Annotated in this window: 22 protein-coding genes; 17 read left to right on the top strand and 5 right to left on the bottom strand. The window is 66.2% G+C overall.

The annotated features are described in order from the left end of the window. Nucleotides 1-45 precede the first annotated feature (45 nt). From EU800_RS11325 to EU800_RS11310, 4 genes are all read left to right on the top strand, one after another. Nucleotides 46-1,095 carry a chemotaxis response regulator protein-glutamate methylesterase gene (locus tag EU800_RS11325; protein WP_129632054.1) on the top strand — a complete coding sequence of 350 codons (1,050 nt, stop codon included), beginning with the start codon at nucleotides 46-48 and terminating at the stop codon, nucleotides 1,093-1,095. Nucleotides 1,096-1,154: 59 nt separating this feature from the next. After that, nucleotides 1,155-1,613 (top strand): chemotaxis protein CheD, encoded by a 459-nt coding sequence (locus tag EU800_RS11320; RefSeq protein ID WP_129632051.1) that lies wholly within the window; start codon nucleotides 1,155-1,157, stop codon nucleotides 1,611-1,613. A 469-nt stretch (nucleotides 1,614-2,082) separates the two neighbouring features. Beyond that, on the top strand, nucleotides 2,083-4,272 hold the full coding sequence (locus tag EU800_RS11315; RefSeq protein ID WP_165354635.1) for a malate synthase G: 2,190 nt from the start codon (nucleotides 2,083-2,085) through the stop codon (nucleotides 4,270-4,272). A gap of 102 nt (nucleotides 4,273-4,374) precedes the next feature. After that, complete coding sequence (locus EU800_RS11310) at nucleotides 4,375-5,151, top strand: gamma-glutamyl-gamma-aminobutyrate hydrolase family protein (RefSeq protein ID WP_129632045.1); 777 nt, start codon at nucleotides 4,375-4,377, stop codon at nucleotides 5,149-5,151. 35 nt (nucleotides 5,152-5,186) lie between these two features. Here the strand turns inward: EU800_RS11310 and EU800_RS11305 are convergent, their stop codons facing one another. Further along, nucleotides 5,187-5,681, bottom strand: a complete 495-nt coding sequence (locus EU800_RS11305) for a GNAT family N-acetyltransferase (protein WP_165354634.1) — start codon at nucleotides 5,679-5,681, stop codon at nucleotides 5,187-5,189. Nucleotides 5,682-5,957: 276 nt separating this feature from the next. Between EU800_RS11305 and EU800_RS11300 the strand changes: the two genes are divergently transcribed. The 3 genes from EU800_RS11300 to EU800_RS11290 all read left to right on the top strand — a co-directional run bounded on the left by EU800_RS11300 (nucleotide 5,958) and on the right by EU800_RS11290 (nucleotide 9,591). Next, nucleotides 5,958-6,422, top strand: coding sequence for an isoprenylcysteine carboxylmethyltransferase family protein (locus tag EU800_RS11300; RefSeq protein ID WP_242500516.1), 465 nt, complete (start codon nucleotides 5,958-5,960; stop codon nucleotides 6,420-6,422). A 126-nt stretch (nucleotides 6,423-6,548) separates the two neighbouring features. Then, complete coding sequence (locus tag EU800_RS11295; RefSeq protein WP_129632039.1) at nucleotides 6,549-8,123, top strand: Re/Si-specific NAD(P)(+) transhydrogenase subunit alpha; 1,575 nt, start codon at nucleotides 6,549-6,551, stop codon at nucleotides 8,121-8,123. A gap of 13 nt (nucleotides 8,124-8,136) precedes the next feature. Then, a complete protein-coding gene (locus EU800_RS11290) occupies nucleotides 8,137-9,591 on the top strand; it encodes an NAD(P)(+) transhydrogenase (Re/Si-specific) subunit beta (RefSeq protein WP_129632036.1) in 1,455 nt (484 codons plus the stop codon). A gap of 65 nt (nucleotides 9,592-9,656) precedes the next feature. On the opposite strand, the gene EU800_RS11285 is transcribed toward EU800_RS11290, so the two are convergent. Together EU800_RS11285 and EU800_RS26815 are read right to left on the bottom strand one after the other, a co-directional pair. Next, complete coding sequence (locus EU800_RS11285; protein WP_129632033.1) at nucleotides 9,657-10,400, bottom strand: hypothetical protein; 744 nt, start codon at nucleotides 10,398-10,400, stop codon at nucleotides 9,657-9,659. 108 nt (nucleotides 10,401-10,508) lie between these two features. Then, nucleotides 10,509-10,952 carry a DMT family transporter gene (locus EU800_RS26815; protein ID WP_165354633.1) on the bottom strand — a complete coding sequence of 148 codons (444 nt, stop codon included), beginning with the start codon at nucleotides 10,950-10,952 and terminating at the stop codon, nucleotides 10,509-10,511. Nucleotides 10,953-11,301: 349 nt separating this feature from the next. On the opposite strand from EU800_RS26815, the gene EU800_RS11275 reads away from it, so the two are divergent. The 3 genes from EU800_RS11275 (at nucleotide 11,302) to EU800_RS11265 (ending at nucleotide 14,302) form a co-directional block, all read left to right on the top strand. Further along, nucleotides 11,302-12,474, top strand: coding sequence for a type III PLP-dependent enzyme (locus tag EU800_RS11275; protein ID WP_129632027.1), 1,173 nt, complete (start codon nucleotides 11,302-11,304; stop codon nucleotides 12,472-12,474). A 145-nt stretch (nucleotides 12,475-12,619) separates the two neighbouring features. Further along, nucleotides 12,620-13,066, top strand: coding sequence for a hypothetical protein (locus EU800_RS11270; protein WP_129632024.1), 447 nt, complete (start codon nucleotides 12,620-12,622; stop codon nucleotides 13,064-13,066). Nucleotides 13,067-13,069: 3 nt separating this feature from the next. Continuing rightward, nucleotides 13,070-14,302, top strand: coding sequence for an HlyD family secretion protein (locus EU800_RS11265; protein ID WP_129632021.1), 1,233 nt, complete (start codon nucleotides 13,070-13,072; stop codon nucleotides 14,300-14,302). Between the two features lie 69 nt (nucleotides 14,303-14,371). Here the strand turns inward: EU800_RS11265 and EU800_RS11260 are convergent, their stop codons facing one another. Continuing rightward, nucleotides 14,372-15,586 (bottom strand): MFS transporter, encoded by a 1,215-nt coding sequence (locus EU800_RS11260; RefSeq protein WP_129632018.1) that lies wholly within the window; start codon nucleotides 15,584-15,586, stop codon nucleotides 14,372-14,374. A gap of 158 nt (nucleotides 15,587-15,744) precedes the next feature. Between EU800_RS11260 and EU800_RS11255 the strand changes: the two genes are divergently transcribed. The 3 genes from EU800_RS11255 to EU800_RS11245 all read left to right on the top strand — a co-directional run bounded on the left by EU800_RS11255 (nucleotide 15,745) and on the right by EU800_RS11245 (nucleotide 17,960). After that, nucleotides 15,745-16,401, top strand: a complete 657-nt coding sequence (locus EU800_RS11255; protein ID WP_242500515.1) for a DNA-3-methyladenine glycosylase — start codon at nucleotides 15,745-15,747, stop codon at nucleotides 16,399-16,401. 69 nt (nucleotides 16,402-16,470) lie between these two features. Beyond that, on the top strand, nucleotides 16,471-17,271 hold the full coding sequence (locus tag EU800_RS11250; protein ID WP_129632012.1) for a glycosyl transferase: 801 nt from the start codon (nucleotides 16,471-16,473) through the stop codon (nucleotides 17,269-17,271). 98 nt (nucleotides 17,272-17,369) lie between these two features. Beyond that, on the top strand, nucleotides 17,370-17,960 hold the full coding sequence (locus EU800_RS11245) for a rhodanese-like domain-containing protein (RefSeq protein WP_129632009.1): 591 nt from the start codon (nucleotides 17,370-17,372) through the stop codon (nucleotides 17,958-17,960). 104 nt (nucleotides 17,961-18,064) lie between these two features. Here EU800_RS11245 and moaA read toward each other — a convergent pair whose 3' ends face one another. After that, on the bottom strand, nucleotides 18,065-19,066 hold the full coding sequence (moaA, locus tag EU800_RS11240; RefSeq protein WP_129632006.1) for a GTP 3',8-cyclase MoaA: 1,002 nt from the start codon (nucleotides 19,064-19,066) through the stop codon (nucleotides 18,065-18,067). 109 nt (nucleotides 19,067-19,175) lie between these two features. Between moaA and EU800_RS11235 the strand changes: the two genes are divergently transcribed. The 4 genes from EU800_RS11235 to EU800_RS11220 all read left to right on the top strand — a co-directional run bounded on the left by EU800_RS11235 (nucleotide 19,176) and on the right by EU800_RS11220 (nucleotide 22,531). Beyond that, a complete protein-coding gene (locus EU800_RS11235) occupies nucleotides 19,176-19,658 on the top strand; it encodes a hypothetical protein (protein WP_242500514.1) in 483 nt (160 codons plus the stop codon). A gap of 104 nt (nucleotides 19,659-19,762) precedes the next feature. Further along, nucleotides 19,763-19,948, top strand: coding sequence for a hypothetical protein (locus EU800_RS11230; RefSeq protein ID WP_129632003.1), 186 nt, complete (start codon nucleotides 19,763-19,765; stop codon nucleotides 19,946-19,948). Nucleotides 19,949-20,084: 136 nt separating this feature from the next. Further along, a complete protein-coding gene (locus tag EU800_RS11225) occupies nucleotides 20,085-22,067 on the top strand; it encodes a heme lyase CcmF/NrfE family subunit (RefSeq protein WP_129632000.1) in 1,983 nt (660 codons plus the stop codon). Further along, on the top strand, nucleotides 22,064-22,531 hold the full coding sequence (locus EU800_RS11220) for a cytochrome c-type biogenesis protein (RefSeq protein ID WP_129631997.1): 468 nt from the start codon (nucleotides 22,064-22,066) through the stop codon (nucleotides 22,529-22,531). Before EU800_RS11225 ends, EU800_RS11220 begins: the two co-directional genes overlap by 4 nt. The last annotated feature ends 36 nt before the right edge of the window (nucleotides 22,532-22,567 follow it).

Raw genomic sequence — 22,567 nt, 5'->3', positions numbered from 1 at the left:
GGCGCCTCGGGAGGAGAGCCTGCGAGTGTCGGAAACGATAACGATATGGAACAGAAACGCGTAGTGATTGTCGACGATTCAGTGGTGATGCGGGCTCTGGTCCGAAAGCAACTTCTGGAGGACGGACGGTTCGCCGTGGTCGGAGAAGCGGGAGATCCCTACGAGGCGCGGGACATTATCAAGCGGACCAACCCTGATGTAATAACGCTCGATGTCGAGATGCCGCGAATGGACGGTCTCTCCTTTCTCGAGAGGCTGATGCGCCTCCGGCCGCTTCCGGTCGTGATGTTTTCGACGGAGACGCACAAGGGAAGTGCGGCCGCCGTGGAAGCTCTGTCGCTCGGGGCGATCGACTGTATCGGAAAACCCAGCGGTGCATCGCCGGAGACTTTTCGGACGCTCGCAGAGCGCGTCTATGTCGCGTCCTGTGCGCGTCTCCCCGGCCGTGCCACGCTGGACGCCGCACCGCCCGGCAACTTCGTCTGGAACGGCAAGATCGTTCTGATCGGAGCGTCGACCGGCGGGGTCGACGCACTGGAGAAGTTGCTGGCCGGCTATCCGGCGAATTGCCCGCCAACGCTGATCGCACAACACATGCCCGAAAGCTTCCTCGAGAGCTTCGCGGATCGCCTGTCCAGGAGAGTCCAACCCGATGTCAGTCTCGCACGAGATGGCGAGCGCCTCGATCAGGGGATGGTCCGGATCGCACCGGGTGGGTCGTGTCATCTCAAGCTGGGGAAGTTTCTCAGCGGTGGCGTGAGTCACCTCCTGGCGGGCGAAAAAGTGTCCGGTCACCGACCTTCCGTGGACGTTCTGTTCCGATCCGCGGTCTCGATGTCAAAACAGATCGTGGGCGTGCTGTTGACCGGAATGGGCCGGGACGGCGCGCAGGGGCTCGCCGAGCTTCGGCAGGGCGGGGCTTTCACGATCGCGCAGGACGAGGAAAGCTGTGTTGTCTACGGTATGCCGCGGGTCGCCGTGGAACTCGGGGGCGCCTGCGTGACGCAGAACCTGAACAAGATCAGCGGGTCGATCCTTCGGGAGACTGGAAAAGGGCATGCAGTTCGAGCGCCACTCGGAGTGACGCGCGCGTGAGATCTCAGGTCCTGCACGTGTCTCAGGGGGAGCAGGCAATCTCGGACTGTCCGGATACCATGATCACGACGGTTCTCGGGTCTTGCGTGGCCACCTGTCTCTGGGATCCCGACAGCGCGCTTGGAGGGATGAATCACATCCTGCTGCCGGACAATTGCGGAAGCGATCTGCACTCCCGATCGCATGGGACCAACGCCATGGAGCTGCTGATCAACGCTTTGCTTCGGAGAGGTGCAGACAGGCGGCGACTGCGCGCGAAGCTGTTCGGTGGAGCACGGATGATCGAGGGGCTCAGCGACATTGGCCAGGCCAATGCGCGCTTTGCCAAGGAGTTTTGCCACCGCGAGAACATTCCCTGCATCGCGAGCAGTCTGGGCGGGATCGTCGGGCGCAGGATCCAGTTCTGGCCGGCGACGGGAAAGGCGCGTCAAATGTTGCTCCGCACGCTCCCAGATGACGCGAAACCGGTGTGCCGTCCGGCGCCGTATGGCGAACAAAACGGTGTCGAGTTGTTCTGAGTTCCTGGCAGAGCCGCGAACAACGACCAGCCTCGAGTCAATCGGCCGCGGCCATGGTCATTCTGGACTCGATCGACCTGCGCGTGACTGTCCGATCACGCCCATCCGTGCAACGGGCCCCCCCCCGGGTGTCCGGTTCGCGATCCGCCACCGGAGCGGGCCAGTTGCGGCAGGCCCAATCTGCGGGGCCGGCGTCCAACCCGGGTGCGCCGGCGATGGCGAGAAATCCCGGTTTCAGGAAGCAGTTGTCTGGGCGAAGCACGAGGCCCGGTACGCGTCTCAAGCGCTTGGGCGGGGCGGCCGTTGTGAGGCCGGGCATCGCCAGCGGCTCGGTTTCCGCGGGTCCACGCATCGGGACTCACTACGCCGCGGCGCAAAAAACACGTGCGGGACAGCGGGCTGATTGATGCAGGCGACATTTCTGCTAGGGTTCCCGGGCAGTCGAACGGGTGCAGCGCGGAGGACGGTGGTGGACGAATTTGTCGGTCGGAGCGGATTGCAGGTCGAAACGAGTTTGGCGGCGTTCCTCGAGGCGGAGGCGCTGCCCGCAACCGGTGTGGACCCCGACCGTTTCTGGGACGGTCTCGCGTCCATGGTCGCCGAGTTCGGACCGCGCAATCGGGAACTTCTCGATCTGAGAGCGAAGATCCACCAGAAGATCGACGCCTGGCATCTGCAGAACCGGGATCATCCATTCGACATGGACGCCTACACGGGTTTCCTGCGCGAGATCGGATATCTCGTGCCGGAACCTGCGCGTTTCGAGATCGCAACGCAGAATGTCGAGCCGGAGTTCACCGAGATCGCCGGGCCGCAACTCGTCGTGCCGGTGACCAATGCGCGTTACGCGCTGAACGCGGCCAATGCGCGCTGGGGAAGCCTGTATGACGCGCTCTACGGCACAGATGCGATCGGTTCTCCGCCGCCGTCGGGTGCCTATGACAGCGAACGCGGCACGCGCGTGGTCGCCTGGGCCAAGGCGCATCTCGACAAGGCGGTTCCGCTCGCAGTCGGCCGCTGGTCCGAGGTCACCGGTTTTACCTTCGACGGGCCGATGCTCGGCCTCCGGCTCGGCGACCGGATGACGGCTCTGGCCGAATCGGCGCAGTTCGCCGGCATTGTCCCGGGTGGCGACGGCGGGCTGCGCGAGCTGGTGCTGAGGGCACACGGGCTGCATATCCGTCTTCTGATCGACCCGACGAGCGTCGTCGGCAAGGCCGACCCGGTCGGGATCTCCGATATCCTTCTCGAGGCGGCAGTCTCCACGATCATGGACATGGAGGACAGCGTCGCCTGTGTCGACGGCCCCGACAAGGCGCTGGCCTATCGCAACTGGCTCGGCCTGATGACCGGTGAATTGACCGCCGAGGTCGAGAAGGGCGGGCGCAGCTTCGTCCGGGCACTGGAGGATGACGTCGAATTCGTCGCCGCCGACGGACGGCCGGCCCGGCTCAGGGGGCGCGCGCTGATGCTCGTGCGCAATGTCGGCCATCTCATGACGACTCCGGCGGTGTGCGAGTCCGAGGGAGCGGAGATCGGCGAGGGCCTGTTGGATGCGCTGGTCACGGTGATGATCGCGCTGCATGACCTGCGCCGCCCGGATGGGCCGGTAAATGCGCCCGCGGGCTCGATCTATGTCGTGAAGCCGAAGATGCACGGGCCCGACGAGGTCGCCTTCGCCGATGCCATCTTTACCCGGGTTGAGGAAATTCTCGAGCTGCCGCGCTATACGGTCAAGATCGGGATCATGGACGAGGAGCGCCGCACCTCGGCCAATCTCGCGGCCTGCATTGCCGCCGCGAAGTATCGGGTCTGTTTCATCAACACCGGGTTCCTCGATCGCACCGGAGACGAGACCTCGACCTCGATGGAGGCGGGGCCGATGATGCCCAAGGCCGACATGAAGAACGCTCCCTGGCTGGCAGCCTACGAGCTTCGCAATGTCGATATCGGGATTGCCTGCGGGCTGAGGGGGCGGGCGCAGATCGGCAAGGGAATGTGGGCGGCGCCGGACCGGATGGCCGACATGCTGGCGCAGAAGATCGCCCACCCGAAGGCCGGCGCGAACTGCGCCTGGGTGCCGAGCCCGACCGCGGCGGTTCTCCACGCCACGCATTACCACATCGTCGACGTGGCACGACGCCAGGCGGAGATCGCGGAAGAGATCTCCGACGGACCGAGGGCCTCGCTCGAGGAGTTGCTGACCATCCCGCTGCTGGAGCGCGACCTCACCGAGGCGGAGATTGAGGCCGAGGTGGAGAACTGCTGCCAGGGCATCCTCGGCTACGTGGTCCGCTGGGTCAATCACGGCATAGGCTGTTCGAAAGTGCCCGACATCAACGATGTGGGCCTGATGGAGGACCGGGCAACCTGCCGGATCTCCAGCCAGGCGCTGGTCAACTGGCTGCACCACGGGATGGTCGACGAGCCGAAAGTGATGAACGTGATGCGCCGGATGGCCCGGAAGGTCGACGCGCAGAATGAGGCGGAGCCGGGATACCGGCCGATGGCGCCGGAATTCGGAGGGCATGCGTTCCAGGCCGCCTGTGACCTCGTGTTCAACGACGGCAACTGGCCCTCGGGCTACACCGAGCCGACGCTGCATTACCGGCGGCGGCAGGTGAAGGCCAAGGAAGCCCGCAAGGAGGCCGATGACTGACGGCGCAGGTTGGTGCGGCGGCGCAGGGATCTGTGCGCGAGAGAGTCTTTGAGGCAGCCGCCGGCCGGTCTATGTAGAAGGCAGAGCAACCAGCGAGGCACCATGGCGCGTCCCGTCGTCGGCATCATCGGCAACCAACACCTGATCAACGACGAATACCCGACCCATGCCGGCGGGACGATGAACTCGGAGGCCGTGGCGGAGGTCTGCGGAGCGCTGCCCCTGGTGGTGCCGGCCGATCCGCGCTTCGTGCGGGTCGAGGATCTGATGGAGGTCTGCGACGGCTTTCTCTTTACCGGCGGGCGACCCAACGTGCATCCTGAGGAATATGGCGAGACGGCGACGGAAGCGCATGGCGCCTTCGACCGGGCGCGCGACGCGGTCGCCCTGCCGCTGATCCGGGCGCTGGTGGAGCGCGGCCAACCCTTTCTCGGCATCTGCCGCGGCTTTCAGGAGGTCAATGTCGCGATGGGCGGCACGCTGCACCCGGAGATCCGGGACCTGCCGGGGCGGATGAACCACCGGATGCCGCCCGACGGCACGCTGGACGAGAAATTCGCCCTGCGCCACTGCGTCCGCTTCACCGAAGGAGGCGTGTTTCACCGGCTCTACGGCACGCTGGAGGTGATGACCAATTCGCTGCACGGACAGGGAATCTGCCAGCCCGGCAAGCGGATCGTCATCGAGGGCCGCGCGCCGGACGGAACGCCCGAGGCGATCCATGTCGAGGGCGCGCCGGGCTTTACCCTCTCGGTGCAATGGCATCCGGAATATCGCGCCGCCTGCGATCCGGTCTCGCGGCCGCTCTTCGAAGCGTTCGGGGAGGCGGTGGCCGACTGGGCGGCGCGGCGACAGGGGCCGGCGCTCCGTACCGCCTGAGGTGGGCCGACGGAGTTTCACACAGATTCAGGGCGTTAGGTGGCCACGCCGGACGTTTCCGAGGGGCGTTGCCAGTCCATCCGCCAGCGTTTGAGCGCCACGCCGTGGCGGATTGCGGTTTCGCCCGCGATCATCCGCCAGCCGCGCTTTTCAAGGAAAGAGCGGGCGAGGTGGCTGGCATCTGTGGTCAGATGGTCGTGTCCCTGCGCGTCCGCCCAAGTCATCAGGTGCGCGTAGAGCGCTGCGGCGAGGCCGCTTGCGCGAGCTTCGGGGCGGACGAAGAAGAAATCGAGATGGCCCGCAGGCGTCACCGTCAGGAATCCTTCGGCGCGCGTCGCCGACCAGGCAATCCATGTCGTCCCGGCGGCCAGTCGTGGCGGCAGCCAGTCCTCGACCGCCTCGGTCGGCGCCCAGGCGAGCGCCTGAGCTGGCGTGTAGTGCCCTGCCGTCCCGTTGCGCACCGCATCCACATAGACGTCCATGCAGGAAGCGGCCTCCGCTGCTCCGCCCGCGCGAATCTCCCAATTCATTCGTGGAAGCCCGTCATGCCGAGTCCCGGGCAACGGCGCAGGGACAATGGGCCGCAAATACTGGCGAAACCGGTCATCATATCTCCCTCGATTGCGCCCACGGGGCACGCGCCGCGGCCGGAGCTGCAAGGACATCGCCGATCAATAACTGAAAACTGCGCTTCCGTTCAAACCTCATCCCGACAACGGATGGAATGGCCGTCCGAAGCCGCGGGCTTGCAGGCGCGCCCGGCGGATGTATCAGTGACCGCGATGTTTTGTGGCCGGGAGCGACCAATGCCGAAGATGCCGCTGTGGAAATGGCTTGATCTGCCGCCGCTCTGGCTGGTGCTCTTTCTGATCTTGGCGCGGGTGCAGGCGGTCAGCCTGCCGGTGGCGCCGGTCGACCACCCGCTGACCGACATCGCGGCGGGCCTGCTGGTGGGCGGCGGGATCCTGCTGATGCTCGTCGCCGTGGTGCAGATGCAGCAGAACCACACCACTGTGATTCCCCATCATCATGCGCGGCATCTGGTGACCAACGGAGTCTTTTCGCGCACGCGAAACCCGATCTATCTCGGCGACCTGATGGTGCTCCTGGGGCTGATCGTCCACTGGTCCGCCTGGCCGAGCCTGATCCTCGTTCCGCTCTTCATGTGGCTGATCACCGACCGGTTCATCCTCGAGGAGGAGCGCTGGCTCCAGGAGGATTTCGGCCCCCAATTCGCGCAATGGTCGGCCCGCACCCGACGCTGGCTCTAGAGCATAACGCCGCGCCTGCCTCCTTTGCGCTGGAAAACCCGCAGTATGGGTGCCAAACACGGCCTCGGAGAACGACATATGCGGTTGGGCAAGCCTCGACCGCATCCGAACGAAAGGGACGGATACGTGAAGATAGGTACCCCGCGGGAGGTATTCCCGGGCGAGTCGCGTGTCGCCATGACACCCGATTCCGCCAAGCAGCTACAGAAACTCGGGTACGAATGCGCGATCGAGAGCGGGGCCGGGAAGGCCGCCGGCTTCTCGGACGCCGCCTATGCCGAGGCGGGTGTTGAGGTATTGGGGTCCGCAGAGGAGCTCTATGCCGCGAGCGACATCATCGCCAAGGTGCGGCCGCCGGAAGACGCGGAGATCGGCCTGCTCAGTGCCGACAAGACGCTGATTTCCTTCTTCTATCCGGCCTCCAACGAGGCGCTGATGGAAGCGGCGAAGGAAAAGGGCGCCTCCGTCATCGCGATGGACATGGTGCCGCGGATCAGCCGGGCGCAGAAGATGGACGCGCTCAGCTCGATGGCCAATATCGCCGGCTACCGGGCAGTGATCGAGGCCGGCAACAATTTCGGCCGCTTCTTCACCGGCCAGGTGACGGCCGCCGGCAAGGTGCCTCCCGCGAAAGTACTGGTCGTTGGTGCCGGCGTCGCCGGGCTTGCCGCGATCGGCACCTCGACCTCGCTGGGCGCCATCACCTATGCCTTCGACGTTCGGCCCGAAGTGGCCGAGCAGATCGAGTCGATGGGTGCCGAGTTCGTCTACCTCGAGTTTGACGAGGAGCAGACGGACGGCGCGGCCACCGGCGGCTACGCGGCGCCCTCGAGCCCCGAGTTCCGCGAGGCGCAGCTTGCCAAGTTCCGCGAACTCGCCCCCGAAATGGACATCGTCATCACCACCGCGCTCATTCCCAACCGGGACGCGCCGGTGCTCTGGACCAAGGACATGGTCGAGATGATGAAGCCCGGCTCGGTGATCGTCGACCTCGCTGCCGAGCGCGGCGGCAACTGCGAGCTGACGGTCAAGGACGAGAAGATCGTGACCGACAATGGCGTGACCATCGTCGGCTACACGGATTTCCCGAGCCGGATGGCGGCGCAGAGCTCCACGCTCTATGCCACCAACATTCGTCACATGATGACTGACCTGACGCCCGAGAAGGACGGCACGGTCAATCACAACATGGACGATGACGTGATCCGCGGGGCCACGATCACCCACGAGGGTGCGATCACCTTCCCGCCGCCGCCGCCCAAGATCCAGGCGATCGCGGTCAAGAAGCCGGCCGAGAAGCCGAAGGAGCTCACGCGGGAAGAGAAGCTGGCGCTCGAGCGGGAGGAATTCCGCAAGCAGACCCGGAGCCAGGCCCTGCTGCTCGGCATCAGTGGCGCGCTCCTGCTCCTCGTCGGTGCCTTTGCGCCATCGAGCTTCATGCAGCACTTCATCGTCTTCGTGCTGGCTGTCTTCGTCGGCTTCCAGGTGATCTGGAACGTCTCCCACTCGCTCCACACGCCGCTCATGGCGGTCACCAACGCCATCTCCTCGATCATCATCCTCGGCGCGCTGATGCAGATCGGCTCGGGCGGATGGCTGGTCGTCATCCTCGCCGCGCTCTCGGTCTTCATGGTCGGGATCAACATCTTCGGCGGTTTCCTCGTAACCCGGCGCATGCTCGCCATGTTCCAGAAATCCTAAGGAGGGCGAGACAATGGAAGGCTTTACCACTGCCGCCTATATTGTTGCGGCCGTCCTCTTCATCCTCTCGCTGGGCGGGCTCTCCGGCCAGGAGAGCGCCAAGCGGGCCGTCTGGTACGGCATCGTCGGCATGGCGCTGGCGGTCTTCGCGACGCTGATCGGGCCGGGTTCCGGCCTCTGGATCCTGTCGCTCATCCTGCTTGCCGGCGGCGGCGCCATCGGCGTCTACATCGCCAAGCGGGTGCAGATGACCGAGATGCCGCAGCTCGTCGCCGCCATGCACGCGCTCGTGGGTCTCGCCGCGGTCTTCGTCGGCTTCAACGCCCATCTCGAGCTCTCCAACGTGCTTGGCATGGACGAGGCGGCCCGGCACGCTGCCGAGGGCTTCGCCGCCGCGCTGGTTCACAAGATCGAGGACCCGGAAGCGGGCGCTCTGATCAACATCCTGAAGGTCGAGCTGTTCCTCGGCATCTTCATCGGTGCGGTGACCTTCACCGGTTCGGTGATCGCCTTCGGCAAGCTCGCGGGCAATATCGACGGCAAGCCGAAGCAGCTTCCCGGTGGGCACCTGCTGAACGCGGCCGCCGCGGCGCTGTCGCTGATCCTCCTGGTGATGTATTTCAACGCCCCCGCCGGCACCGGCTTTTGGATGGTGCTCTTGATGACGCTGCTGGCGTTCTTCATCGGCTACCACCTGATCATGGGGATCGGCGGCGCCGACATGCCCGTCGTGGTCTCGATGCTCAACTCCTACTCGGGCTGGGCCGCGGCGGCGATCGGCTTCTCGCTCAGCAACGACCTGCTGATCGTTACCGGCGCACTGGTGGGCTCTTCGGGTGCGATCCTGAGCTACATCATGTGCAAGGCGATGAACCGGCACTTCGTCAGCGTCATCCTCGGCGGCTTCGGCGGTTCGGGCGAACCGGCGGCGGAAGTCACCGGCGAGCAGATCGCCATCGACGCCGACGGCGTGGCCTCCGCGCTCGACGATGCCGACAGCGTCATCATCGTGCCGGGCTACGGCCTCGCGGTGGCGCAGGCGCAGCAGAGCGTGGCCGAGCTGTCCCGGCGCCTTCGGGCCAAGGGTAAGGAGGTCCGCTTCGGCATCCACCCGGTCGCCGGGCGTCTGCCGGGGCACATGAACGTGCTGCTGGCCGAGGCCAAGGTGCCCTACGATATCGTGCTCGAGATGGACGAGATCAACGACGATTTCCCGGAAACGGACGTGGTCATCGTCATCGGCTCGAACGACATCGTGAACCCGTCCGCGCAGGAAGACCCGAACTCGCCGATCGCCGGCATGCCGGTGCTCGAAGTTTGGAAGGCCAAGCAGGTCTTCGTCTCCAAGCGCGGCCAGGGCACGGGCTATTCGGGCATCGAGAACCCGCTCTTCTACAAGGAGAACACGCGGATGTTCTTCGGCGACGCCAAGAAGAGCCTCGACGACCTGCTGACCCGGATCGACTGACCGGATCGGACAACGGACGCGGCGGGCGGCAGGGCAACCTGCCGCCCGTCTGCGTTTCGGGGCGGTCAGCGGAGCAGGAGCAGCAGGGTTCCGTAGAGCAGCGTCCCGAGGAGGAAGGCGCCGACATCGGTTGTCCGGTCGGTGTCCGGCAGTTCGTGACGCAGGATGTTGAGGATCGTGCCGCCGGAGACATAGGAGAGCGCAAGCGCCAGCGCCACCTCGGGGATTTCGAGGCGCTTGTCGATGCCGATCAGCCAGCCGGCGAGGAGGCCGAGGACCAGCCACCAGCGGCCGAAACGCTGGTAGCGCGGCCCGTGATGCTCGACCAGCGAATGGTCGTTGACGAGAAAATGCAGGGCGAGTGCGAGGGCGAAGAGCCAGAGCGGCTCCACCGCCTCGTCGCCGGGGCTGCCGGTGGCATAGCCGATGGCGGCGTTGAGCACGACGAAGGAGGCGATGCTGAGCCGGTAGGTGGCCGCACCGGTTCGGTCCGGCGCGCCCGCCTCGCGGTGACGTCGGCGCGAGGCGCGCGACGCGGTCTCGACCCAGAAGGCCACCACCAAGCCGATGAGCGCTAAGAGGTAGACGTGGTGGTCGAGCTGCGGCAGGAGTCCGGCCCGCTCGATGACGGCCTGTTTCTGCGCCAGTGCAGGCATCAGGTCGAGAAAGACGTAGCTGACGCTGATCCCGGCCGCCATGGAGAGCAGCCGCGGCGTCCAGCGGCGGCGCTGCACGCGCTCCATGCCGGACGCAACATGGACGCCGCAGAGGACCAGAATGGTGAGAAACGTCCCGAAACCTGCTGCCATGTGAACCGTCCTTCGTGACCCAGAAACTCGATGCTGGCGAGAGCCATAGCCGATCCCGCCGCACCGGTCACGCGGTTGCTGGCTCCCACGCGTCCGGCGCGGTTCCGGTCAGAAGAAAGTGATCAGCCAGACCCCGCCGATCACCATCAGCGCGCCGCCGACCTTGCCGATCGACAAGACGCTTGCGGGCACGCCGAACAGGCCGAGCTGGCCGAAGACGAGCCCGGCGAGCACCTGGCCGGAGACCATCAGCACGAAGAAGGCGCCGATGCCGATCCTGGGGACAAGGAAAGACGAGCCCATGATCATCCCCGCGCTCATGACGCCGGCGAGCAATAGCCATGGCGGCAGGGTCGACAGCATCCGGAACTCCGCCGCCCGGCTGCCGGTCGCCACGGCGATGACGATCGAGGTGACCAACCCCAACGCGTAGAATGGCACGTTGGCCAAGGGTGCCGAGCCCAGCAGGGCGGCCATCCGCGCGATCATCGGCAGATAGACCGACATCGTGGCGCCGACCAGCAGCGCCAGAAGAACCAGTGGAACTGTCATTTTGCACATCTCCCGTTTTTGGGCAGCGTAGCAGAATGCGGCGCCTGTCACGCGTCTCTCGCATGCCACGGCGCCGGCGCTTCGTCCCCGGCGGCAGGTGCGTCGGAGGACGGGGCAGGTGCGCCCGTGGTGACGCAGGTCTGCATCGTTTTCGGGCGGCGTGAAAATTCCTCGGGGCGCCTCGAAAAATCTCTTGCGCCGAATCCCGTTCTGCCCCAAATGCGCGAATAAGACGCCAACGCACGCGCCTCTGGCCGGAAGCATCTCGCGACACGTGTTTACGTAGCGACGGTAACGTCTCCCTTGGAACTGAGCGGCCATAGATGGCCGGGTCTATTGGAGATGACCGATGACGATGCATTTCGGCGAGGCGCTTGCCTCGCGCGCCCTTCCCCTGTCCTCGCGCCTCGAATCCTACCTTGCCGTCACCGAATTTGACCGGCCGACGCTGGTGATCGACACCAACATCGTCGCCCAGCAGTATCTCGCGCTGAAGGCAGGGCTTGGCAGCGCCGACATCCACTACGCCGTCAAGGCGAATCCGGAGCGCGAGGTGCTGTCGCGGCTCGTCGAACTCGGCTCGCATTTCGACGCCGCCTCCCGCGGTGAGATCGAGCTCTGCCTGTCGCTCGGTGCCCGCCCCGAGGCGATTTCCTTCGGCAACACAGTCAAGCGCGCCTCCGACATCGCCTTCGCCCACCAGGTCGGCATCACGCTTTTTGCCGCCGATGCCGAGGAGGAGATCGAGAAGATCGCCCACCACGCGCCCGGCGCGCAGGTCTATATCCGCCTTCTGGTCACCAACAGCCAGGCCGACTGGCCGCTCAGCCGCAAGTTCGGCTGCGACCGCGACAGCGCGATTGCGCTGATGGGGCATGCGAAGATGCTCGGGCTCGACCCGGTGGGCATCTCCTTCCATGTCGGCTCGCAGACCCGGAAATCGGAGATGTGGGGCGCTGTGCTCGACGAGATGGCCGGTGTCTGGCACGACGCGCGGGCGCTCGGCCACGACCTGCGCCTGCTCAACATCGGTGGTGGCTTCCCGGCCTTCTACGGCGAGGCGATCGAGGCGCCGACCGCCTATGCCGCCGGCGTCATGGCGCAGGTCCGGGCGCGTTTCGGCGCGGTCGAGCGGGTGATGGCCGAGCCGGGCCGCGGCCTGGTTGCGGAGTCGGGCGTGCTGGCCTGCGAGGTGATGCTGGTCTCGCGCAAGAGCTCGCTTGACGCGCATCGCTGGGTATATCTCGATATCGGCCGGTTCTCCGGGCTCGCCGAGACCGAGGGCGAGGCGATCCGCTACCAGCTCGAGACCGCCCGCGACGGTGAGGCCGAGGGACCGTGCATCCTCGCCGGCCCGTCCTGCGACAGCGCCGACGTGCTCTACGAGAAGCGACCCGTCCACCTGCCGTTGACGCTTGCCGCCGGCGACCGGGTGCTGATCCGCAATGCCGGCGCCTATACGTCGAGCTATTCCTCGGTCGGATTCAACGGCTTTCCGCCGCTCGCGGTGGTCGCGATCTGACAACCCGCTACCCTCGTGGCGGTGTCGGGCCGGGCAGGGGGAGGACTGCCCGGCCCGTTTGTTTTTTCGCGGCCGAAATCCTTGGCTCGGCGCCGCAAGTATGCCAGTCAGTGTCCGGGAATCCCGTTTGCATGGAGTGAGTTGAATGGCCGATACCGCTGTGACGGAGGGCGCGATACATTTGCCCCCCTATGTCGCCGTTCCCGGACAGACGGATGTGCTCTTCGTCGTCGTGGTGATCTCGGTTGTCCTGATGATCCTTGCGCTCGGCATTTTCTACTTCAAGCTGCACGCGCTCCCGGAGCAGATGGCGCATGAGGGCGGCCATACCCATATGCAGCTTGTCGCCATCCTGGCCGTCGTGGCGCTCTTCACCCATAACAACATCTTCTGGATCGCGGCGCTGCTGCTGGCCGCGATCGAGCTGCCGCAATACGAGCGCCACTTCATCTCGATGAGCGAGTCGCTGGCGCGGATCGCCCGCCGCGCCGGAGACGGCCCGCCTGAGGCCGGTGCGCGAGCGCCGGAGCCCGCCGCAGCGCCTCAGGAGGCTGCGCCGGCGGCGCCAGACGCGACCGGGCGGGAGGCCTGATCGATGCTGGAACTGCTCTTCTGTTCGCTGCTCACGGTCTATCCCGACTACCTCTACCGCCATTACGCACAGGGCAAGCGGCTGGGTCACGAGATCACGTTCTTCACGGTCTGGTACGAGCTGCGGATCGGCATCACCGCCTGCCTGATGCTGACGGTGACGCTGATCACGATCGTCTTCTACTACCACCCGTCGACGACCGACGTGACCTCCTTCTTCCGCACCGTGACGATCCTCTCCGAAGGGCCGGGGCGGGTGAAGGAGGTCTTTGTCGCCAACAATTCCAGTGTGGAAGCGGGTGCGCCGATCTTCTCGCTGGAGGACAGCGCGCAACAGGCGGCTGTCGAGACGGCGCGCAAGCGGATCGCCGAAGTCGAGGCGGAGTTCGTCACCGCCGAGTCCGAGCTGGCGGCCGCCCGGGGGACGGTCGACCAGGCAGAGGGCGCCTATACACAGGCGCTCGAGGAATACGAGCTTCGCAAGAAGCTGCTCGACGAGGGCTCCGCGGCGACAAGCCCGCGCGAGGTCGAACGGCTCGGCAACACGGTGGATTCCCGCTCGGGCGCGCTCGAGACGGCGCGGGCGCAGCTCAAGGCGGTTGAAACCAAGATCGGCACCGCGCTGCCGGCACGGCAGGAGACCGCCGAGGCGCAGCTCGCCGAGGCCGAGGCAGCGCTGGCCAAGACGGTGGTCTATGCGCGGGTGGACGGGATCGTGCAGCAATTCGCCCTGCAACCGGGCGACATCGTCAACCCGGTCCTGCGTCCGGCAGGTGTGCTGGTGCCGCCCCAGATCAGCCACGGCTATTTTCAGGCCGGATTCAATCAGCTCTCGGGGCAGGTGATCCACCCCGGCATGATTGCCGAAATGACATGCCTCTCGCAGCCTTTCGTCATCGTGCCGATGCAGGTGGCCGCGGTGATGCCGTTTATCGCCGCGGGCCAGTTCCGCCCCTCGGACACGCTTCTCGACGTGCAGGACCGTGCCCGGCCGGGCACCATCACGGTGCTCCTTCAGGAGATCTTCGAGGGCTCGACCGACCGCATCCCGCCCGGGTCTAAATGCATCGTGAACGTCTACACGGACAATCACGCGCGTCTGGAGAGCGGCGAGGTCGGCTTCTGGCAGGGGATCTATCTTCATATCGTCGACACGGTGGGGCTGGTCCACGCGCTGATCCTGCGGATCCAGGCGCTGCTCTTGCCGGTCAACACGCTGGTCCTGTCGGGGCACTGAGGCGGCCGGGCGGGGGCGCGCGCTGCCCCCTCCCGGATACTTTCGAGCAGAAGAAGTCCGCCCGGCGTCTCAGTCCTCTGGCCGGAGCGTCAGCCAGATCAGCGCGCCGCCGGCCAGCGCGAGGAACGGCGCCATGGCAAGGTTGACCGAGGTCCAGCCCGCGACCGCGTCGCCGCCCGAACAGTTCATCAGCCCGCCCGACACCACAGAGGCCAGCGCGACGCAGCCGAAGACGAGGAAATCGTTCATCCCCTGCACCCGGCCGCGCTCCTCGGGCGAGTGCGCCTGGGAGAGCATCGTCGTGGCGCCGATGAAGCCGAAGTTCCAGCCGATCCCGAGCAGAAAGAGCGCGATGAAGAAATTCGCGAGGTCGACGCCCTGCAACGCGACGGCGCCTGAACCTGCAAGGATCACGAGGCCGGTCGAGATGATGGTGCGGACGCCGAAGCGCGCGATCAGGTGGCCGGTGAAGAAGGACGGCGCGAACATGGCCAGCACATGGGCGGTGACGACGAAGCCGGCCGTCTCAGTGTCGTAGCCACAGCCGACGACGGCGAGCGGGGTCGATGTCATCACGAGATTCATCAGCGCGTAGGAGATCATGGCACAGATGATCGCGACGAGAATCTGGGGATCGGCCAGCAACTGGCGCCGGGTCCGCCCGGTGGGCGTGCCGGGGACCGGGCGGGGCGGTTTCGGTATGTCGAGAAAGAGGAAGAGCAGCATGCCGGCGAGGTTGATGCCGATGGCGCCAAGATAGGTGCCGAGGAAGGGGATGACGAAGCTATCGGCGAGGCTGGTGCCGAGCGTCGGGCCGATCACCGCCGAGATCAGGCCGCCGGCCAGCACGTAGGAGATCGCCTTGGCGCGGAAGTCGCCGGTTGCGGTGTCGGCGGCGGCGAAGCGGTAGAAGCCTTGGGCCGAGACATAGATACCGGTGAAATAGGAGCCCAGGAGGAAGATCGCGAAGCTGCCGGAATAGAGGCCGTATGCGGAGATGGCCGAGCCGGCCGCGCCGCCGAATCCGCCGATGAAGAAGCCGGCGCGGCGACCGAAGAGCTGCATCGCCGAGGAGAGCCACGGTGCGGTGGTCATCGAGCCGATGACGATAAGCGAGATTGGCAGCGTGGCGAGGCAGGCATTGGGGGCAAGCATGTGGCCGGCAAGCCCGGCCACGGTAAAGATCATCGCCACCTGGCTGCCGAGCACGGCCTGCGCAGCAACGAGGATCATCACGTTGCGGCGGGCGCGGGTGTCGGGCCGGGGATCGGTGGTGTCTCGCATCGAAAGTCGTTTGCCGCGTCTGGGAGATCAAGGCAAGGCCCGGCGATTTCGAATCCGCAACATTCGGGCTTCCCGAGGCGGTGTGGCGACTCTATCCTGCAGGAATGGCGGCCCTGATGCAGGCTAAAATAGTGGAAAAATCTTACGATAACAGAATATTGGAATGTAAAACTCACGCAGAATGTGAGGTTGGCCGGATCATCCGGACAGCCGATTGCGTAGCCGAGGGGGCGGCCTGGCTCGCCGCCACCGAGCCGCGTTTCGCGACCGCGCTGGCGCAGACCGGGCCGCTTCCGCTGCGTCGTCGAAAGGACGGATTCGAAGCCCTTCTGGCGGCGATCGTCAGCCAGCAGGTCTCGGTGGCCGCAGCGGATTCGATCTGGCGCAAGCTCAAGACGGCGCGGCTGACCGGACCGCGCAAGGTCGCCGGGGCCGGGGAAGACGACCTCAGGGCCTGCGGGCTCAGCCGGCAGAAGGTGCGCTATGCCAAGGCGCTGGCAGGGGCGCGGCTCGATTACGCGGCGCTGCGCGAAGCGCCGGAAGAAACGGTCGTGGCCGAGCTGACGGCGGTGCCCGGGATCGGCCGGTGGACGGCAGAGATCTATGCGATGTTTTCGCTCGGGCGGGCGGATGTGTTCGCGCCGGGCGACCTTGCATTGCATGAGGCGGCGCGGATGCTTTTCGAGCTTGAGGAACGGCCGAATGAAAAGGTGCTGCGGCAGATGGCCGAGGCGTGGTCGCCCTGGCGCGGGGTCGCGGCGCGGCTTCTCTGGGCCTATTTCCGGGTCGCGAAGGGCCGGGAGGGAGTTGGCTAGCGTCAAGCCCGGCATCGGAGACTGGCGGGTCCGGCGGCTTCACGCTAGAGCGGGGCGCAGGAGGGACGCATGCCGGTCGCCAATGTCATCTGTATCAAGTGGGGCACCCTATTCGGGCCCGAATATGTGAACCGGCTTTATTCCGGGGCGCGGAGGAACCTCACCGGCAAGGTGCGGTTCTTTTGCATGACCGAGCATGCCGAGGGGCTGCATCCGGATATCGAGATTCTCGACCTGCCGCGCGAGCCCTATCTGGAGGAGATGGACGCTGCGCTGGCGGTAGCGAACCGGCAGGGGGCGATGCGCAAGGTGAGCCTGTTCCGACCCGGGCTGATCCCGGATCTCGAAGGGCCGCTCCTTGGCTTCGACCTCGACGTGGTGATCACCGGAAACCTCGACGAGATTTTGCAATTTGCTCCTGGCAAGGTGGCGATGCGGGCCGACTGGGTGGAAGCGCGGCGGGGCCGGAAGACCGGGCACGGCTCGGTCTTTCGCTACGATCCGGGGCTGCATGGCTGGCTCTACGAGGTGCTGGCGGCCGATCCGAAGGGCGAGGTGGAGAAGGCGCGCGGCTCCGAGCAGCGCTACACCTCGACGGTGGCACAGGCGCGCGGAGCTTTCGCCTACCTGCCGCCCGACCAGGTGGTGAGCTTCAAGCACGGCTGCCTACGCCTGCCGCCGATGAACTACCTCGCGGAGCCGCGCCTGCCGGCAAATGCCCGGGTGGTCTGTTTCCACGGCCGACCGAAGATGTCGGAGGCAGTCGCGGGCTATCATGGCTCGGTCTTCCGGCACACGCGCCCCTGTTCCTGGCTCAGGGAGCACTGGATCGACCGGGCGCGGGCGGATCTCGGCGGCGCCTGGGGCTGAGCCGTCGAGGCAGACACGCAATTTTATAATCGTATTTGCGAATGCGTTCGCGGTATGTAATCTGCCCGGAACGTGTTCAGGTAAACGGGAGGACGAGAATGCGCGTTTTGGCAGCTTTTCTGGCGATGGCGGCGACCACGGTCCAGGCGGACCCGGTCGGGATCACCAAGGATCTGATGCGCGTCGAGGTGGAGACGGCCGGTGGTGTGGTCGAGATTTCGAGGAATCAGGACAACGGCGCTGTGATCGAGGGCGATTTTGCCCGAATCGCGCGGCCCTGTCCGAATTTCTGCATCCAGCCGATGATCCCGGCCGAGGGCGTGACGCCGGTGGGCGAGCTGGAGATTCTCGGGTTTCTCAACGACCCCGACGTGGTGGTGATCGACGGGCGCGTGCGGCCGGATTTCGAGGGCGGCGCCATTCCCGGTGCGATCAACGTTCCCTATACCGAGGCGGCCGACCGTCTTGGCGAGCTTGGCTGCGAGCCGGATTTCGACGGCTGGATCTGCGACGGCGAAGGGGTGAAATCGGTTGCGCTCTATTGCAACGGGCCCTGGTGCGGGCAGTCGCCCACCGCGGCGCGGCGGATGATCGAGGCCGGTTTCCCGGCTGAGAAGATCTACTACTACCGGGCCGGCATGCAGGGCTGGCGGATGCTCGGGCTGACGGTCGCGATGCCGGGGGGCTGATATGGGTTTTGGGTGCGGTCGGTCCCGGGCGGAGGTCCGGGACCGCAACTACCTTTGAGCCATAGACCGGAGGGATCTATCGACGTCCGTGGGACGTGCTGCGGTCAGCCCCCGGTATGGCTCATGTGCCGGGGCATCTGGCCGGCGACCTGCTGACGCGAATAGTCGAAATCGTGCCCCTTCGGCTTGCGGGCGATGGCGGCGCGGATCGCGTCCTCGAGCGGGGGCGCGGTGGGCTCGCGCAGCGATGGGCGCAGGTCGGCGCGGTCCTCCTGGCCGAGGCACATGTAGAGCTCGCCAGTGCAGGTCAGCCGCACGCGGTTGCAACTTTCGCAGAAATTATGCGTGAGCGGCGTGATGAAGCCGACCTTCTGCCCGGTTTCCTCGAGCCGGACATAGCGGGCCGGGCCGCCGGTGCTCTCAGCGAGGTCGGTGAGGCGGTAGCGTGTCGCAAGCTGCGCGCGCAGATCGGCGAGCGGCCAGTATTGCTCGATCCGGTCCGCGCTGCCCATGTCGCCCATCGGCATCACTTCGATGAAGGTCAGGTCCATGTCGCGTGCGGCGCACCATTCGACCATGTCGAAGAGTTCATCCTCATTGAACCCCTTGAGCGCCACGGCGTTGATTTTCACCCGAAGACCTTCGGCCTGCGCCGCCTCGATGCCGCGCATCACCTGCGGAAGGCGGCCCCAGCGGGTGATCCGGGCGAACTTGGCCTCGTCAAGCGTGTCGAGCGAGATGTTGACGCGGCGGACGCCGAGCCCGGCGAGCTCGCCGGCGAAGCGGTGGAGCTGCGAGCCGTTGGTGGTCAGGGTCAACTCGTCGAGAGCGCCGCTTTCCAGGTGCCGTGCCATCGCGGCGAAATAGGTCATGATCCCGCGCCGGACCAGAGGCTCGCCGCCGGTGACGCGCAGCTTGCGCAGGCCCAGCCGGACGAAGGCCGTGGAGACCGTGTCGAGCTCCTCCAGCGTCAGCAACTGCCGCTTCGGCAGGAAAGTCATGTCTTCGGACATGCAATAGCTGCAGCGAAAATCGCAGCGGTCGGTCACGGAGACCCTGAGATAGGTCACCGGGCGCTGGAACGGATCGATGAGGGGCGCGTCCATGGTCCTGAAAGCTATGCTGCCGTGGGGGCACTGGCAAGGGCGGCAAAGCGGTTGCGCCGGCGTGCCGCGGACGGCACTCTTGCGGTGAGCCAAGGCAGAGGAGGCCGCAATGCGTCTGGGAGAATCGATCACGATCGCGTTTCTCGGACTCGCCCTTGCGAGCTGTGGCGAGATCAGCCGAAGGATGCCCGGCGCGCCGGCCGGGCCAAACGATTCGACCGGAACGACGGAGGCCGCGAGCACGGCGCCGGTGCCCGTCGCGGACGCCGCGACCCCCGAGCAGTTCGACACCACCACGGCGGAGCAGCGCGCCGCCGCTGCCGCCGCGCCGGTGATCTCCGAGATGCGGCTTGGAACCACGATCGCCTCTCTGGGCGACCCGACCGACCCGGGATTCTGGGCCGAGACGGCGCTTGTCGACAAGGTCGTGATGGGACGGCTGGAATATCCCACCGAAGGCACTTCCGTTCAGGTCGAGCTGCGGCCGTCGGGCGGCGCGCCAGGTTCCGGAACGCGAGTCAGCCTGCCGGCGATGCGAGTGCTCAAGGCGCCGCTGACGGCGCTGCCGGAGCTGACGGTGTTCAGCGGATAGGACGGGCAGGGACGGCTCCGTCTAGGTGTCAGGATGATCCATGTCATGGCGTCAAATGGGCTGGGGGCCGAAGGTGCGACCGCCGGACGACAGGGAGGGCAGCTATGGATCTCAAGTCGAAGCGCCGGGAGCTTCAGGCCGTCAATGGTGCGGTCGGGCTGGTTGCCGGGCTGGGCGGCTATGTCGGCAATCTCTATTCCTACGCCCTGGCAACTTTCCTCATGCTGGCCATCTGGATCGTCGGGGCGACCCTCGTCAACCTGCTGACCGATCCGCCGCCGAAGCGATGATGCGAGCCGATTCCGCCCCCGGTTCATCACGCCTGCGTGACCGTCTGCAGATTCCTGAATATATTGGGACTGGTGGGTCGTCCCGACGCGCTCAGCGCCGTTGCCCGCCGCCCTTTGCTCCGCTAGGTTCCCGTCCATGATAGTCGAACTTGGCCACTTTGCCCTCGTCCTCGCCGCGCTCGTCGCGCTCGTGCAAATGACCGTGCCGATGATCGGCGCGGCCCGGCGCTGGCCGGGCTGGATGGCGGTGGCCGAACCGGCCGCCGTCACGCAGTTCCTGCTGGTCGGCGTGTCCTTTGCCGCGCTCACCTATGCCTTCGTCACCTCGGATTTCTCGCTTCGACTGGTGGTGCTCAATTCGCATACCGCCAAGCCGATGCTCTACAAGGTTTCGGGCGTCTGGGGGAACCACGAGGGCTCGATGCTGCTCTGGGTGCTGATCCTGGCGATCTTCGGCGCTTGCGCCGCGGTCTTCGGTGCGAATCTCAGGCCCTCGCTCAAGGCCCGTGTGCTGGCCGTACAGGCCTCTATTTCGGTCGCCTTCTACGGCTTCATCCTGTTCACTTCGAACCCCTTCACCCGGCTCGCCCAGCCGGTGCCGATGAATGGCGAGGACCTCAACCCGCTGTTGCAGGACCCCGGCCTCGCCTTCCACCCGCCCTTCCTCTATCTCGGCTATGTCGGCCTCTCGATGGCTTTTTCCTTCGCCATCGCCGCGCTGATCGAAGGCCGGGTCGACGCCGCCTGGGGACGTTGGGTCCGGCCCTGGACGCTGGCCGCCTGGCTGTTTCTCACCGTCGGCATCGGGCTCGGCTCCTGGTGGGCCTATTACGAGCTCGGCTGGGGCGGCTTCTGGTTCTGGGATCCGGTGGAGAACGCCTCCTTCATGCCCTGGCTTCTGGCCACCGCGCTGCTGCACTCGGCGATCGTGGTGGAGAAACGCGAGGCGCTCAAGAGCTGGACCATCCTGCTGGCGATCATGGCATTCGGCTTCTCGCTCATCGGCACCTTCCTGGTCCGCTCCGGCGTCATCACCAGCGTCCACGCCTTTGCCAACGACCCCGAGCGCGGCGTCTTCATTCTCGCCATCCTTGCGGTCTTCATGGGCGGCGCGCTGACGCTCTACGCCGCGCGCGCATCTGCCATGGAGGCCAAGGGCGTCTTTGCCGTGGTCAGCCGCGAGAGCGCGCTGGTGGCCAATAACGTCCTGCTGGCCGTCTCCGCCTTCGTCGTCTTCGTCGGGACGATTTGGCCGCTGGTGGCCGAGATGGCCTTCGGCCGCAAGCTCTCGGTCGGCGCGCCATTCTTCGACTCGGCCTTCACGCCCTTCATGATCGCGCTGACCGCGCTGCTGCCGATCGGCTCGATGCTCGCCTGGAAACGCGCGAGCCTCGCGCGGACCATGCAGCCGCTCTGGGGCGTGCTCGTCCTGTCGCTTGCTGCGGGCGCGCTGGTCTGGGTGATGCAGACCGGCGGGTCGATGCTCGCCCCTGTGGGGCTCACCCTGGCCACCTGGGTTGCGCTCGGCGTCGCGGTGGATCTCTGGAGCCGCACCGGGCGCGGGGACCTGCTCAGTCGCCTCGGCCGCCTGCGCCGGCTGCCGGGGGCCGACTGGGGCAAGGCGACGGCGCATTTCGGGTTAGCGATCACCTTCTTCGGCATCGCCGGGCTGACGGCGTGGCAGTCGGAAGACATCCGCGTCGCACAGGTCGGCGAGACCTTTGAACATGCCGGATACGAGATCGAGCTCAGGGAAGTGCGCGAGGTGCCGGGGCCCAATTACATGTCGACCATGGCGACCATGGCGATCCATCGCAATGGACGCGAGGTGTCGGTGCAGCATCCCGAGAAGCGTGTCTATCCCGTCGCGCAGATGCCGACCACCGAGGCAGGCATCGACAACGGGATCTTCCGGGACGTCTATCTCGTCATCGGCGATCCGCAGGCCGATGGCGGATGGGCGGTGCGCACCTATGTGAAGCCCTACGCCAACTGGATCTGGGCGGGCTGCATCATCATGGCTCTCGGCGGCATCTTCTCGCTGACGGACCGCCGCTACCGCGTCGCCGCAGGCGCCCGCCGCCGCCGAGCTGCCGCCGCCGGAGTACCCGCCGAATGAAGCGCCTCGCCACCGCCCTGCTGCTCCTGTCCTCACTCCTGTTCTCCGGACCCTCAAGCGCCGTGACGCCCTCGGAGGTTCTGGACGATCCGGTGCTCGAGGCGCGTGCGCGGGAGATCTCCAAGGGGCTGCGCTGCCTCGTCTGCCGCAACGAGAATATCGATGACTCGAACGCGCAGCTTGCGTCCGACCTGCGTGTTCTGGTCCGCGAGCGGCTGGTGGCAGGCGACAACGACGAAGAGGTCGTCGACTACATCGTCGACCGCTACGGCGAATATGTGCTGCTGAAGCCGACGGCGACGGGCGCAAATCTCATCCTCTGGATCGCCGGGCCGGCGATGCTGCTCATCGCCGCGGCGGTGGGGGTCGGCTATGTGCGCGGCCGCCGCGGTGCGCCCGATGTCGCGGCCGAAGGGCTGAGCCCCGAGGAAGAGGCGCGGCTGAAGGACCTTCTCAAGGAGTGACGTCCCGTCTCGGTCTGCGCCCTCTTTCCTATGGCG

Source organism: Tropicimonas sp. IMCC6043 (assembly GCF_004146235.1).
GTDB lineage: Bacteria > Pseudomonadota > Alphaproteobacteria > Rhodobacterales > Rhodobacteraceae > Tropicimonas.
This window is presented reverse-complemented; position numbering and strand designations above follow the sequence as displayed.